The organism is Streptomyces sp. NPDC002701 (assembly GCF_042889045.1).
In the GTDB taxonomy this organism is placed as follows: Bacteria; Actinomycetota; Actinomycetes; order Streptomycetales; family Streptomycetaceae; genus Streptomyces.
Genome location: NZ_JBIAQL010000010.1, coordinates 282,195 through 296,330, shown reverse-complemented (window position 1 = coordinate 296,330; position 14,136 = coordinate 282,195). Strand labels below are relative to the sequence as shown.

The following is a 14,136-nucleotide window of genomic DNA, read 5'->3' as shown; positions in this document are numbered from 1 at the left end:
GGTACTGCAGGGGGGACCCTGTGGGAGAGTAGGACGCCGCCGAACAATTTGTATGAGAAAGCCCCCGCACTTCGGTGCGGGGGCTTTTTTGTGTTCCAGGCACGATCCCCGGAACCCCTCCGCGCCGTGGACAGATGCCTGAGGGTAAGGTCAGGGAGCATCGTCGGCTCGTTCCCACAGGAGGCCCCCGGGTGGAGGTCCAGGAGACCCGCGTCCAGACAGACCGGGTCCTCACCATCCCGAACATCCTCAGCATGGCGCGTCTCGCTGGCGTACCGCTCTTTCTGTGGCTGATCCTCAGGCCGGAGTTCGGCGGGCCCAACAGCGACGGCTGGGCACTGCTGGTGCTGATGTTGAGCGGGATCAGCGACTATCTGGACGGCAAGCTCGCCCGGCGCTGGAACCAGATCAGCAACCTCGGCCGGCTGCTGGACCCCGCGGCCGACCGGCTCTACATCCTGTCGACCCTGCTCGGCCTCACCTGGCGCGAGATTCTGCCCCTGTGGCTGACCTGCGTCCTGCTGGCACGGGAGCTGGTCCTGCTCGTGATGGTGGGCGTCCTCAGGCGGCACGGCTATCCGCCGCCACAGGTGAACTTCCTCGGGAAGGCTGCAACGTTCAACCTCATGTACGCCTTCCCGTTGCTGTTGCTCAGTGACGGAAGTGGATGGCTTGCGTCACTCGCTGCGATTTTCGGCTGGGCGTTCGCCGGATGGGGTACAACTCTGTATTGGTGGGCAGGGATCCTATACGTGGTCCAGGTCCGCCGCCTTGTTCGTGCGGACAACCATGGCCGACTGAGCCCGCCCAATGGGCGGCCGTAGAGGCTTCTGATGGCCCGCAACGAGAATGTGCGGGACAATCTGACGGGTGAAGTCGGCTTGACCGTCTCTTCGAGGAGGACGCTTCCGACATGAAGGCCGTCGTGATGGCCGGCGGCGAAGGCACACGCCTTCGCCCCATGACCTCAAGCATGCCCAAGCCGCTCCTGCCTGTGGCCAATCGCCCGATCATGGAGCATGTGCTACGGCTGCTCAAGCGGCATGGGCTCAACGAAACCGTCGTCACCGTCCAGTTCCTGGCCTCCCTGGTCAAGAACTACTTCGGTGACGGTGAAGAGCTCGGTATGGAGCTCACCTATGCCAACGAGGAGAAGCCACTCGGTACTGCCGGGAGTGTCAAGAACGCCGAGGAGGCACTGAAGGACGACACGTTCCTCGTGATCTCCGGCGATGCTCTGACCGACTTCGACCTCACCGACCTCATCAATTTCCACAAGGAAAAGGGTGGGCTCGTCACCGTCTGTCTGACCCGGGTCCCCAATCCCCTGGAATTCGGCATCACGATTGTCGACGACGAGGGAAAGGTCGAGCGCTTTCTCGAGAAGCCGACCTGGGGTCAGGTCTTCTCCGACACGGTGAACACGGGCATCTATGTCATGGAGCCCGAGGTCTTCGACTACGTCGAGGCCGATGCCTCCGTCGACTGGTCGGGTGATGTCTTCCCGCAGTTGATGAAGGAGGGCAAGCCCATCTACGGCTATGTCGCCGAGGGCTACTGGGAGGACGTCGGCACGCACGAGAGCTACGTCAAGGCGCAGGCCGATGTCCTCGAGGGCAAGGTCGACGTCGAACTGGACGGGTTCGAGATATCGCCCGGCGTCTGGGTCGCCGAGGGCGCAGAGGTGCACCCCGACGCGGTGCTGCGAGGTCCGCTCTACATCGGGGACTACGCCAAGGTCGAGGCCGACGTCGAGATCCGTGAGCACACCGTCGTGGGCTCGAACGTCGTCGTGAAGACCGGGGCCTTCCTGCACAAGGCCGTGTTGCACGACAACGTCTACATCGGTCAGCACAGCAACCTGCGCGGTTGTGTCGTCGGAAAGAACACCGACATCATGCGGGCGGCGCGCATCGAGGACGGCGCCGTGATCGGTGACGAGTGCCTCGTGGGCGAGGAATCGATCGTCCAGGGCAACGTGCGGGTGTACCCGTTCAAGACGGTGGAGGCCGGCGCCTTCGTCAACACGTCGGTCATCTGGGAATCCCGCGGCCAGGCGCATCTCTTCGGCGCCCGCGGCGTGTCCGGAATCCTGAACGTGGAGATCACGCCCGAGCTGGCCGTGCGCCTGGCGGGGGCGTACGCGACCACGCTCAAGAAGGGTTCGACGGTCACCACGGCCCGCGACCACTCCCGAGGTGCCCGCGCGCTCAAGAGAGCCGTCATCTCGGCTCTGCAGGCCAGCGCCATCGACGTACGGGACCTGGAGAACGTACCGCTGCCGGTCGCACGGCAGCAGACCGCGCGGGGCAGCGCCGGCGGCATCATGATTCGTACGACACCCGGGATCCCCGACTCGGTGGACATCATGTTCTTCGACGGGGGCGGGGCGGATCTGTCGCAGGGCAGCCAGCGCAAGCTCGACCGGGTGTTCGCGCGGCAGGAGTACCGGCGTGCCTTCCCCGGTGAGATCGGGGACCTGCACTTCCCGGCCAGCGTCTTCGACTCGTACACCGGGTCCCTGCTCAGGAACGTCGACACGACCGGGATCGCCGAGTCCGGGCTCAAGGTGGTCGTGGACGCGTCGAACGGCAGCGCGGGACTCGTGCTGCCCAGCCTGCTGGGCAAGCTCGGAGTCGATTCGCTGACCATCAACCCGGGGCTCGACGAGTCGCGCCCCACGGAGACGGCGGACGCCCGCCGGTCCGGGATGGTGCGGCTCGGGGAGATCGTGGCCTCCGCGCGGGCCGCCTTCGGAGTGCGGTTCGACCCGGTCGGCGAGCGCCTGTCGCTCGTCGACGAGAAGGGCCGGATCATCGAGGACGACCGGGCACTGCTCGTCATGCTCGACCTGGTGGCCGCCGAACGGCGCAGCGGGCGTGTGGCGTTGCCGGTGACCACCACGAGGATCGCCGAGCAGGTGGCGGCGTACCACGGGACGCAGGTCGACTGGACGACGACGTCTCCTGACGATCTGACGCGCGTCGGGCGCGAAGAGTCGACGATCTTCGGCGGCGACGGGCGCGGCGGATTCATCGTGCCGGAGTTCAGCAGCGTGTTCGACGGTACGGCGGCCTTCGTCCGGCTCATCGGCCTGGTGGCGCGGACGCAGCTCACGCTCAGTCAGATCGACGCGCGGATCCCGCGGGCGCACGTCCTCAAGCGGGATCTCGCGACTCCCTGGGCGGTCAAGGGGCTGGTGATGCGGCGTGTCGTGGAGGCGGCCGGAGACCGGTTCGTGGACACGACCGACGGTGTCCGCGTGGTGGAGACCGACGGACGCTGGGTGATGGTCCTTCCCGACCCCGCCGAGGCGGTCACCCATCTGTGGGCCGAAGGGCCCGACGACGCGTCGGCGCAGGCGCTGCTCGACGAATGGTCGTCGGTGGTGGACAGCGCCGGTCGCTGAGCCGCACCCGCGCGTGCCGGACGGTGCCCTCAACAGGGCCCGTCCGGCGCGCCGGTGGGGCCATTCGGAGGTACTGGCCGCGACGTGCGACGATGTGCGGCATGCCGCAGCCGCCCCCCGTTCGGAGCACCCCCACGCGCCCCGCGCGTCCGGACGCGTCCATGTCGCTGCTCACCAACGTCATGGACCACAGCCTCGACGACGGGTACGCCGAGGCGGCTGCCCGGAGGAAGGCCGAGGACGCCGGCGGGATGCCCAGGACGCTGCGGGCGAAGCTCGGTCTCGCGGCGGGTCTGGTGCTCGCGGCGCTCGTGGTGACCGTGGGCGCCGCGCAGGCGCGGATAGCGGCCCCGGTCGTCGCCAAGGAGCGCGAGGAACTCATCGACCGGATCGACCGTGAGACGTCGGCGGCCGAGGACCTCGAGGACGGTATCGACGAGCTCCGCGACGATGTGAGTGCCCGGCAGCGTGAGGCGCTGAAGAGGCACGGCGGTGACCAGGGTGAGCTGGTGGGCATCCTGGCCGGGGCCGTCGAGGTGCACGGCCCCGGTGTGAAGCTCGTCGTGGACGACGCGAAGGAAGCCGACCAGGGCGGTGACGGGGACGCACGTGAGACGTCGGGTTTCTCCGACACCGGACGCGTCCGCGACCGCGACATGCAGCGCGTGATCAACGGGCTCTGGGAGTCGGGTGCCGAGGCCGTCACGATCAACGGCCAGCGGCTGACGGCCCTGTCCGCGATCAGAGCCGCGGGTGACGCGATACTGGTCGACAACAAGCCGCTGGTGCCCCCGTACACGGTGTTGGCCGTGGGCGACGGGGACAGGCTCAGCACCCGGTTCCAGAACAGCGGTGACGGGCAGTACCTGCATGCCCTGGAGAAGAACTTCGGGGTCAGGACCAGTATCTCCGTCGAGGACGAGGTCCGGCTGCCCGCGGCACCGAGTGTGATCGTACGAACAGCACAACCGCGCACAGAGAAAGGCACATCGTGATCGCCGTACTGGGCCTCGTCGTGGGAGTCGTGGCTGGATTGTTGGTCCGGCCCGAGGTTCCGGCGGTGGTCGAGCCCTATCTTCCGATCGCCGTCGTCGCGGCGCTCGACGCCGTGTTCGGAGGTCTGCGGGCGATGCTCGACGGCATCTTCGACGACAAGGTCTTCGTGGTGTCGTTCCTGTCCAACGTCGTGGTGGCCGCGCTGATCGTCTTCCTCGGCGACAAGCTGGGCGTGGGCGCCCAGCTGTCCACGGGTGTCGTGGTCGTCCTCGGTATCCGTATCTTCTCCAACGCCGCCGCGATCCGTCGGCACGTGTTCCGGGCGTGAGGCCGATGAGCAGCGACGACGAGACGCCGGGGACCCCCGGCAACCCCCTGCGCAAGAAACTCCCCGAAGAGGTGCCGGCGAAGGCGCCCGAGCCCCAGCCGGCGGCGGAGGAGCCCGAGACGCCGCAGGCCGAGCCGGAGCGGAGCGGGCCGGCCGCCCTCACCGGTCGGCAGCGCCTGGTGAAGGGCCTGTGGCCGCCCCGCGTGTCCCGCGCGCAACTCATCGTCGCGCTTCTGCTGTTCGGCCTCGGATTCGGCCTCGCCGTCCAGGTGGCGTCCAACAGCGACAGCGACGGGGCGCTGCGCGGTGCGCGTCAGGAGGATCTCGTACGCATCCTCGATGAACTGGATGACCGTACACAGCGTCTGGAAGAGGAGAAGCAGGGGCTGGAGGATCAGCGCACCGAGCTGGAGAACAGCTCGGACCAGGCCGAGGAGGCCCGCAGGCAGACAGTCGAGAAGGAGAAGCAACTCGGCATCCTGGCGGGCACCGTGGCGGCGCAGGGCCCCGGCATCACGCTGACGATCGACGACAAGAAGGGGACGGTCGAGGCCGACATGCTGCTCGACGCGGTCCAGGAGCTGCGCGCGGCCGGCGCCGAGGCGATCCAGGTCAATGGCGTACGGATCGTCGCGGGGACCTATCTGACGGACGGGAGCGGGGGAGTCGCCGTGGACGGGAACAAGATCAGCTCTCCCTATCGTTTCAAGGTCATCGGCAAGCCTCAGGACCTCGAACCGGCCCTCAACATCCCTGGCGGAGTGGTGCAGACTCTCGAGAAGGAACAGGCCACTGTCACGGTGGAACGCATCGACAAGATCGTCGTCGACGCCTTGCGACCGGCGAAGCGGCCTGACTACGCTCGGTCGTCCTCCCGGTGAGCCGGGGGCGCTTGGGGGTCGCTCCTCGAGGGCATGAGCTTGCGGGGGGTCGGCGCACCGAATGGCTGGTGCGTGGTGGAAACTGTCTGGTGGATACGGACGTTGTGAGGGTGTCCGGCTCGACCGGTGTGTGCAATCAGGGTTCGTCCTGCCCCACGGGCGGGTCTGTTTCGGTCAAGGGGAATCGCCCGTGAAGTTGTTTGCGAAGTTGTTCGGCAAGAGCGCACGAGAGGGCAGCGACAATGCCACTGCCCGCCACCGTGCACCGCGTCCCTCGGAGGGCGAGGGGCAGGGAGACCGGCCGCTGTTCCGGGACCAGGTCGATGGGCCGGGCGGGGACATTTCCGGTGGTCAGGGCGCGCCGTCTGTTGACCCTGCCCAGTCGGGGCGCATAGGTTTCGGGGATCCGTCAGCCTCAGGTGCGGGTGGAGGTTTCGGCTCCGACCCGTATGCGTCCAATACCCCGGCGGGGCAGCCCCGGCAGGAGGATCCGTCCATGTCGGCCCTGGTGTGTACGAGGTGCGGTAACCGCAACGCGCAAGCGAGCCGTTTCTGCTCGAACTGCGGTGCGCCGTTGCGGGCCGGGGCGACCCCGGAGCGTCCGTCGGAGACGACCTCGACGATCTCCATCTCCGGTCTCGAGGCATACGACGCCGAAGCGACCGGACAGACGCAGATGCCGATGCTGTCTCCGGAGGCGCAGGCCGCCGTGGACGCGCTGCCGCTCGGCTCGGCGCTCCTGGTGGTGCGGCGGGGGCCCAACTCGGGCAGCCGCTTCCTGCTGGACGGTGAGCTGACCACGGCCGGCCGTCATCCGCAGAGCGACATCTTCCTGGACGACGTGACGGTGTCGCGCCGGCATGTGGAGTTCCGCCGCGAGCCCGACGGCTCGTTCACGGTGGCGGACGTCGGCAGCCTCAACGGCACGTACGTCAACCGGGAGCGGATCGACCGGGTGCCCCTGTCGAACGGTGACGAGGTGCAGATCGGCAAGTACCGGCTGGTCTTCTACGCGAGCCAGCGGGGCATCTGACCCTCCCCCCGGACCGTGTCCGGGGAGACCCCAGGGAAGGTCCATGCTGCGAACACCGAGCGGCGGTGCCGGACACGGCGCCGCCGCCCCGGACCACGGGCTGATGAGCATCGGCACCGTGTTGAACGTGCTGCGTGACGAATTCCCCGAGGTCACCGTCTCCAAGATCCGGTTCCTGGAGTCCGAGGGGCTCATCGAGCCGCAGCGGACCCCCTCGGGGTACCGGAAGTTCGGCCCGGACGACGTCGAGCGTCTCGGGCACGTCCTGCGGATGCAGCGGGACCACTATCTTCCCCTGAAGGTGATCCGCGAGCACCTGGACGCCATGGAGCGCGGCGAGACGGTCCCGTTGCCCTCCGTGGGCCGCCAGCGCGACAGCGAGGCCCTGAGCGAGCCCGAGGGGCCCGCCGTGGCCCGGATCGGGCGGGCCGAGCTGCTGGCCGCCGCGGAGATCGGTGAGCGGGAGCTCGCTGAGTGGGAGTCGTACGGCCTCATCACGCCGCTGCCGGACGGCGGGTACGACGCCGAGGCGGTGACCGTGGCCGCCCTGGTCCTCGAACTCGGGCGGTCCGGGATCGAGCCGCGGCACCTGCGGGCCGTGAAGGCCGCCGCGGACCGCGAGGCCGGTCTGGTGGACCAGGTCGTGGCACCCCTCAGGCTGCACCGCAACCCGCAGACCAGGGCCCACGCACAGGCGCGTACCAGAGAGCTGGCGGGACTCGCGGTGAAACTGCACGCGGCGCTCGTGCAGTCCGCGCTCGGGGTGCGGCTGCCCTGACCCGGCGGCCCGCGGGGAGCGTGGGATAGGGCACCATTCCGTGCTCGACTACCCAAAGGTGCCGGGCACGGCCTAGGGTTGCTGTGTGAACGAGCTCGACGTCGTAGGTGTCCGGGTCGAAATGCCCTCCAACCAACCGATCGTGCTCCTGCGTGAAGTGGGAGGCGACCGTTACCTCCCCATCTGGATCGGGCCGGGGGAGGCGACGGCGATCGCCTTCGCACAGCAGGGCATGGCCCCCGCGCGACCGCTGACCCACGACCTGTTCAAGGACGTGCTGGAGGCCGTCGGTCAGGAGCTGACCGAAGTGCGCATCACGGATCTGCGGGAGGGTGTCTTCTACGCGGAGCTGGTGTTCGCCAGTGGCGTCGAGGTCAGTGCCCGGCCGTCCGACGCCATAGCGCTGGCGCTGCGCACCGGGACGCCCATCTACGGCAGTGACGGGGTCCTGGACGACGCCGGCATCGCCATCCCGGACGAGCAGGAGGACGAGGTGGAGAAGTTCCGCGAGTTCCTCGACCAGATCTCGCCCGAGGACTTCGGGACCAACAGCCAGTGACGGGACGGTACCGGCCCGGCAGGGTACGGAACCGGCCGGTGACCCTCCGGGACCGTCGGACGACAGGCCGTGCGGCGGCCGTCCCGAGCGCATTCGGCTAGCCTTTCCCCGCGGTGGGGCACGGGAAACCACTCTCAGGGTGATTATCACTCGGCGTGCCGAGCGTGGCGATCGTTGACGCGCCCCTGGTGACTGCCTACCGTCGAGAAGGCAGGTCAAGGACGGAGGTCGGCGTGAGAAGCAGCGGCGACGGTACGGCTGGGGGTGCCCCCGGACGCGGTCTGGGGGAGAGCGGCCCGTACCCGCTTCAGAGCAGCGCGGCCGATCACGTACAGCGGCCGAAAGCGGTGTCGGGGGACGGCGAGGCGGCGTTCGAGGAGATCGGTTATCGGGGTCCCACGGCCTGCGCGGCTGCGGGGATCACCTATCGGCAGTTGGACTACTGGGCGCGCACTGGGCTGGTCGAGCCCAGCGTGCGGCCCGCCCACGGCTCGGGGACGCAGCGGCTCTACAGCTTCCGTGACGTGGTCGTCCTGAAGATCGTGAAGCGGTTCCTCGACACGGGGGTCTCGCTGCAGAACATCCGCACCACGGTGCAGCACCTCAGAGAGCGCGGATCCTGCGATCTCGAGCGGATGACGCTGATGAGCGACGGCGCGACGGTCTACGAGTGCACCTCGCCCGACGAGGTCCACGCGCTCCTGCAGGGCGGCCAGGGCATCTTCGGCATCGCTGTGGGAGTGGTGCGGCGGGACGTGGAGAGCGCGCTCTCACAGCTGCACGGGGAGCGGGTCGACACGGGCGAGACGCTCGTGCGGCCGAACCCCGCGGACGAGCTGGCGCGGCGCCGCAACCGGGCGGTCTGACCGGCCGCCGCGCGTTGTCAGTGGCGTAGGGCAGCATCGGACATGTGAGAACCGCGCCCACGATCCTGCATCTCGACATGGATGCCTTTTTCGCCTCGGCGGAGCAGGCGGCCAAGCCGAGCCTGCGCGGGAAGGCGGTCATCGTGGGCGGCCTCGGACCACGTGGCGTGGTCGCCACCTGTTCGTACGAGGCGCGCGTCTTCGGGGTGCATTCGGCGATGCCCATGGCGCAGGCGCGCCGCCTGGCACCGAACGCCGCGTACCTCGTACCGCGCTTCGGGTTGTACCGGGAGATCAGCGAGCAGGTGATGCGGCTGCTGCGGGAGCTGTCGCCGCTGGTGGAGCCGCTGAGCCTGGACGAGGCGTTCGTGGACCTGGAGGCCGGTCAGCGGGCCTGGGACGAGAGATCGGCGCTGCTGGCCGGCCGGCAGCTGCGCGCGGACATCCGGGCCGTCACGGGGCTGACCGGGTCTGTTGGACTCGCGGCCTCCAAGATGCTCGCGAAGATCGCCTCCGAGCAGGCCAAGCCCGACGGGCTCGTGGTGATCGAGCCGGGTACCGAGCGGGCGCTGCTCGCCCCCATGTCCGTGCGCATCCTGCCGGGCGTGGGGCCCGCCACCGGGGACCACCTGCGGCGGGGCGGGATCAGCACCGTCGGGGAGATCGCCGAGGCGGGCGAGGACGAGCTCGTACGGCTGCTGGGGAAGGCGCACGGGGTCGCCCTGTACGCCATGGCGCTGGCGCGCGACGAGCGGCCCGTGGTGGCCGAGCGGGACACCAAGTCGGTGTCGGTCGAGGACACGTACGACGTGGACATCCACGACCGGGTGCGGGTCCGGGGGGAGGTGCAGCGGCTCGCCGACCGGTGTGTCCAGCGGCTGCGGGCGGCACATCTGTCGGGGCGGACCATCGTGCTGAAGGTACGGCGGTACGACTTCTCCACACTGACCCGGTCCGAGACGCTGCGGGGGCCCACGGACGATCCCGCGGTGGTGCGGGAGGCTGCCGCGCGGCTGCTGGAAGCGGTGGACACCACGGGGGGTGTACGGCTGCTGGGGGTCGGGGTCTCCGGGCTCGCCGACTACACGCAGGAGGACCTCTTCGCCCAGGCGCGGGCCGCTGCCGAGGAGGGGGCGGGGGAGTTGGCCGGCGGTGAGGAGTCCGAGGAGGTGGCGGAGGCCGTCGAGGAGCCGGAGGCCGTGGTGGAGCGCCAGTGGCGGGCGGGGCATGACGTTCGGCATGCCGAGTTCGGGCACGGGTGGGTGCAGGGGAGTGGGCTGGGGCGGGTGACCGTGCGGTTCGAGACGCCGTTCTCCGGGCCGGGGCGGGTGAAGACGTTTCGGGTGGATGATCCTGCGTTGGAGGTGGCTGAGCCGTTGCCGTTGGTTGAGCGGGGGGCTCCGCCGGGAGCGGGTGAAGTGGGGTCGGCTGGGCGGGGTGGAGAGGGGTAGGTGGGGGTGGGTGAAGGGTGGGTGGAGCGGGTGCGGGTTCGTTGTGGCTGGTCGCGCAGTTCCCCGCGCCCCTGAAAAGATTGCGCCGTTCCCCGCGCCCCTGAAGGTGGAAGGCTGCGCCGTTCCCCGGGTCCCTGGAGGTTGGGGTCAGGCTGGTTCTTGGGTGGGGAATGGGGGGGCCGGGGCTGTGTCCAGGCCGTAGTGGTGGTAGAGCTGGAGTTCCTGTTCGGGGGAGAGGTGGCGGCCCACGCCGAAGTCCGGGGCGTCTCTGATCAGGGCACGTTCGAACGGGATGCGCAGGGATCCGTCGACGAACTCGCTGGGCTCCAGGGGGACGAAGACGTCCCGGCTGAACAGGCCGGTGCGCAGGGCGGCCCACTCCGGTACGCCGGTGGCGTCGTCGAGGTAGATCTCGTCGACGGTGCCGATCCTCGTGCCGTCGCGGTCGAACGCCTTGCGACCTATCAGGTTGCGCGGATCGATGTCGGTCTGCACGGTCCCTCCAGCTGCTCGCAACTCATCCGTAAGCACTACGAAAGAGCACTTTGGGGAGGGCGGCCACTCGAGGGAACCCGCTGGTACGCTGGGCAACGGCTGCTGACCCCATGCGGGAGAGTCCTCCGGACCACGACGGAGGCGCCGAAGGAGCAACTCCTCCCCGGAATCTCTCAGGCACACGTACCGCATGGACGAGGTCACTCTGGAAAGCAGAGCGGTGTTCGAGTATTCGACGGTCTCCGCTCTCACCGACGGTGAAAACCGGAGCGCCCCGCGGCGGTCCGGTGAAGCTCTCAGGTCGCGATGACAGAGGGGGAGGCCGCTCGGGCCCCACACCGTGGTGCCCTCGAAGGTCGTCAGACCAGGAGGCCCCCGCCATGACCGCCCCTCGTATTCCGCTCTCCGAGCTCGAACAGGGAATCCCCTTCGAGCAGCGTCACATCGGGCCCGACTCCGAGGCCCGCGCCAAGATGCTCGCGCAGGTGGGGTACGGCTCGCTCGACGAGCTGACGGCCGCCGCGGTGCCGGACGTGATCAAGAACGCCGACGCGCTCGACCTGCCGGGCGCGCGCACCGAGGCCGACGTGCTGGCCGAGCTGCGCTCCCTCGCGGACCGCAACCAGGTGCTGGACTCCATGATCGGGCTCGGCTACTACGGCACCTTCACGCCGCCCGTCATCCTGCGCAATGTGATGGAGAACCCGGCCTGGTACACGGCATACACGCCTTACCAGCCCGAGATCTCCCAGGGGCGGCTCGAGGCCCTGCTGAACTTCCAGACCATGGTCGCCGACCTGACGGGGCTGCCGACCTCCGGTGCCTCCCTGCTCGACGAGGGCACGGCGGCCGCCGAGGCCATGGCGCTGTCGCGGCGCATGGGGAAGAACAAGAAGGGTCTCTTCCTCATCGACGCGGACACCATGCCGCAGACCGTCGCCGTGATCCGTACCCGCGCCGAACCCGCCGGTGTCGAGGTCGTCGTCGCCGACCTGAGCGACGGCATCCCCGCCGGGCTCGCCGAGCGCGACATCAACGGCGTGCTCCTGCAGTACCCCGGCGCCTCCGGTGCCGTACGGGACCTCAAGCCCGTCGTCGACCAGGCGCACGAGCTGGGCGCGGTCGTCACCGTCGCCGCCGATCTGCTCGCCCTGACCCTCCTCACCTCGCCCGGTGAGCTGGGCGCCGACATCGCCGTCGGTACGACGCAGCGCTTCGGTGTGCCGATGGGCTTCGGCGGGCCGCACGCCGGATACATGGCCGTACGGGAGAAGTTCGCGCGCAGCCTGCCCGGCCGGCTCGTCGGTGTCTCGGTCGACGCGGACGGCGACAAGGCGTACCGGCTCGCCCTGCAGACGCGTGAGCAGCACATCCGCCGTGAGAAGGCCACCAGCAACATCTGTACGGCGCAGGTGCTGCTCGCCGTGATGGCCGGGATGTACGCCGTGTACCACGGGCCCGAGGGCCTGCAGACCATCGCGCGGCGTACCCACCGGTACGCCACGATACTCGCCGCGGGCCTGGCGGCGGGCGGAGTCGAGGTCGTCCACGAGGCGTACTTCGACACCCTCACCGTGCGGGTGCCGGGCCGGGCGGCCGAGGTGCTCGCCGCCGCCCGCCGGGGCGGGGTCAACCTCCACCTGGTGGACGCCGACCACCTGTCCCTCTCCTGCGACGAGACGACCACGCGGGCCCAGCTGGCCGCCGTCTGGTCGGCGTTCGGCGTCGACGGCGACGTGGCGGCACTGGACGCGGCGGCCGAGGACACGTTGCCGGCGACGCTGCTGCGCACCGACGTGTACCTCGCCCACCCGGTCTTCCACCAGTACCGCTCCGAGACCGCGATGCTGCGCTACCTGCGCCGGCTCGCGGACCGTGACTACGCGCTGGACCGGGGCATGATCCCGCTCGGCTCGTGCACCATGAAGCTGAACGCGACCACCGAGATGGAGCCGGTCACCTGGCCCGAGTTCGGGCAGCTGCACCCCTTCGCGCCCGCCGAGCAGGCGCAGGGCTACCTCACGCTCATCCGTGAGCTGGAGGAGCAGCTCGCCGAGGTGACCGGCTACGACAAGGTGTCGCTGCAGCCGAACGCCGGTTCGCAGGGCGAGCTGGCCGGTCTGCTGGCCGTCCGCGGCTACCACCGGGCCAACGGCGACGAGCAGCGCACCGTCTGCCTGATCCCGTCCTCCGCGCACGGCACGAACGCGGCCAGCGCCGTGATGGCCGGTATGAAGGTCGTCGTCGTGAAGACCGCCGGGGACGGCGAGATCGACGTCGAGGACCTGCGGGCCAAGATCGAGCAGTACCGTGACGAGCTGTCCGTGCTGATGATCACGTACCCCTCGACGCACGGTGTGTTCGAGGAGCACGTCGCCGACATCTGCGCGCAGGTGCACGAGGCGGGCGGCCAGGTCTACGTGGACGGCGCCAACCTCAACGCGCTGGTCGGGCTCGCCAAGCCGGGTCACTTCGGCGGCGACGTCTCGCACCTCAACCTGCACAAGACGTTCTGCATCCCGCACGGCGGCGGTGGCCCGGGCGTCGGCCCGGTCGGGGTGCGCGCGCACCTGGCGCCGTACCTGCCCAACCACCCGCTGCAGCCCGCCGCGGGACCGGAGACGGGCGTGGGCCCGGTCTCGGCGGCTCCCTGGGGCTCCGCGGGCATCCTGCCGATCTCGTGGGCGTACGTCCGGCTGATGGGCGGCGAAGGGCTCAAGCAGGCCACGCAGGTCGCCGTCCTCAGCGCCAACTACGTCGCCAAGCGTTTGGAACCGCACTTCCCGGTCCTCTACACGGGTCCCGGTGACCTGGTGGCGCACGAGTGCATCATCGATCTGCGGCCGCTGACGAAGGCGACCGGTGTGAGCGTCGACGACGTCGCCAAGCGGCTCATCGACTACGGGTTCCACGCGCCGACGATGTCGTTCCCGGTGGCCGGCACGCTGATGATCGAGCCCACCGAGAGCGAGGACCTGACCGAACTCGACCGGTTCTGCGACGCGATGATCGCCATCCATGCGGAGATCGAGAAGGTCGGCTCGGGCGAGTGGACCGCGGACGACAACCCGCTGCGCAACGCCCCGCACACGGCGGCGGCGCTCGGCGGGACGTGGGAGCACGCGTACAGCCGCGCGGAGGCCGTGTTCCCGGGCGGCGTCTCGGCGGCCGACAAGTACTGGCCGCCGGTGCGGCGGGTCGACCAGGCGTACGGCGACCGGAACCTGGTCTGTTCCTGCCCGCCGCTGGACGCCTACGAGGAGTAGTCACCGCCGGACATGCGTCGGGGCCGGTCCCGGGAGTGTTTCCCGACCGGCCCCGCAGATGTCCGGGCGGCCTG

General features: G+C 69.5%; 12 protein-coding genes and 1 riboswitch. Of the genes, 11 read left to right on the top strand and 1 reads right to left on the bottom strand.

All coding sequences use genetic code 11. The features are described from left to right. Nucleotides 1-191: 191 nt before the first annotated feature. The 10 genes from ACFYXC_RS26100 (at nt 192) to ACFYXC_RS26055 (ending at nt 10,301) form a co-directional block, all read left to right on the top strand. Nucleotides 192-824, top strand: a complete 633-nt coding sequence (locus ACFYXC_RS26100; protein WP_388920360.1) for a CDP-alcohol phosphatidyltransferase family protein — start codon at nt 192-194, stop codon at nt 822-824. Between the two features lie 89 nt (nt 825-913). Continuing rightward, nucleotides 914-3,409 (top strand): sugar phosphate nucleotidyltransferase, encoded by a 2,496-nt coding sequence (locus ACFYXC_RS26095; protein ID WP_388920357.1) that lies wholly within the window; start codon nt 914-916, stop codon nt 3,407-3,409. Between the two features lie 92 nt (nt 3,410-3,501). Next, nucleotides 3,502-4,404 (top strand): DUF881 domain-containing protein, encoded by a 903-nt coding sequence (locus ACFYXC_RS26090; RefSeq protein ID WP_388920354.1) that lies wholly within the window; start codon nt 3,502-3,504, stop codon nt 4,402-4,404. Beyond that, nucleotides 4,401-4,733, top strand: coding sequence for a small basic family protein (locus ACFYXC_RS26085; RefSeq protein WP_003988855.1), 333 nt, complete (start codon nt 4,401-4,403; stop codon nt 4,731-4,733). The genes ACFYXC_RS26090 and ACFYXC_RS26085 overlap by 4 nt, the downstream gene beginning before the upstream one ends. 5 nt (nt 4,734-4,738) lie before the next feature. After that, a complete protein-coding gene (locus tag ACFYXC_RS26080; RefSeq protein WP_388920351.1) occupies nt 4,739-5,614 on the top strand; it encodes a DUF881 domain-containing protein in 876 nt (291 codons plus the stop codon). Between the two features lie 61 nt (nt 5,615-5,675). Then, nucleotides 5,676-6,647 (top strand): FHA domain-containing protein, encoded by a 972-nt coding sequence (locus ACFYXC_RS26075; protein WP_389554255.1) that lies wholly within the window; start codon nt 5,676-5,678, stop codon nt 6,645-6,647. Between the two features lie 43 nt (nt 6,648-6,690). Continuing rightward, entirely contained in the window at nt 6,691-7,425 is a 735-nt protein-coding gene (locus ACFYXC_RS26070) for a MerR family transcriptional regulator (RefSeq protein WP_388920345.1), read from the top strand. An 85-nt stretch (nt 7,426-7,510) separates the two neighbouring features. After that, nucleotides 7,511-7,984, top strand: a complete 474-nt coding sequence (locus ACFYXC_RS26065) for a bifunctional nuclease family protein (RefSeq protein ID WP_006123076.1) — start codon at nt 7,511-7,513, stop codon at nt 7,982-7,984. A gap of 233 nt (nt 7,985-8,217) precedes the next feature. Then, the gene (locus tag ACFYXC_RS26060) at nt 8,218-8,850 is read left to right on the top strand and encodes a MerR family transcriptional regulator (RefSeq protein WP_389554254.1); all 633 of its coding nucleotides are present in this window, start codon (nt 8,218-8,220) and stop codon (nt 8,848-8,850) included. 44 nt (nt 8,851-8,894) lie between these two features. Continuing rightward, the gene (locus tag ACFYXC_RS26055) at nt 8,895-10,301 is read left to right on the top strand and encodes a DNA polymerase IV (protein WP_389554253.1); all 1,407 of its coding nucleotides are present in this window, start codon (nt 8,895-8,897) and stop codon (nt 10,299-10,301) included. 147 nt (nt 10,302-10,448) lie between these two features. On the opposite strand, the gene ACFYXC_RS26050 is transcribed toward ACFYXC_RS26055, so the two are convergent. Beyond that, a complete protein-coding gene (locus ACFYXC_RS26050) occupies nt 10,449-10,796 on the bottom strand; it encodes a PRC-barrel domain-containing protein (RefSeq protein WP_388920335.1) in 348 nt (115 codons plus the stop codon). A 103-nt stretch (nt 10,797-10,899) separates the two neighbouring features. Beyond that, a riboswitch (glycine riboswitch) is annotated at nt 10,900-10,995 on the top strand. A 181-nt stretch (nt 10,996-11,176) separates the two neighbouring features. Between ACFYXC_RS26050 and gcvP the strand changes: the two genes are divergently transcribed. Further along, nucleotides 11,177-14,062: an aminomethyl-transferring glycine dehydrogenase gene (gcvP, locus tag ACFYXC_RS26045; protein ID WP_389554252.1), complete on the top strand. Its 2,886-nt coding sequence runs from the start codon at nt 11,177-11,179 to the stop codon at nt 14,060-14,062. Nucleotides 14,063-14,136 lie beyond the last annotated feature (74 nt).

What these genes read in the sequence shown, in the direction of transcription:
- ACFYXC_RS26095 (WP_388920357.1), top strand. Translation starts at nt 914, where the DNA reads ATGAAGGCCGTCGTGATGGCCGGCGGCGAAGGCACACGCCTTCGCCCC.
- ACFYXC_RS26090 (WP_388920354.1), top strand. Translation starts at nt 3,502, where the DNA reads ATGTGCGGCATGCCGCAGCCGCCCCCCGTTCGGAGCACCCCCACGCGC.
- ACFYXC_RS26080 (WP_388920351.1), top strand. Translation starts at nt 4,739, where the DNA reads ATGAGCAGCGACGACGAGACGCCGGGGACCCCCGGCAACCCCCTGCGC.
- ACFYXC_RS26075 (WP_389554255.1), top strand. Translation starts at nt 5,676, where the DNA reads ATGGCTGGTGCGTGGTGGAAACTGTCTGGTGGATACGGACGTTGTGAG.
- ACFYXC_RS26070 (WP_388920345.1), top strand. Translation starts at nt 6,691, where the DNA reads ATGCTGCGAACACCGAGCGGCGGTGCCGGACACGGCGCCGCCGCCCCG.
- gcvP (WP_389554252.1), top strand. Translation starts at nt 11,177, where the DNA reads ATGACCGCCCCTCGTATTCCGCTCTCCGAGCTCGAACAGGGAATCCCC.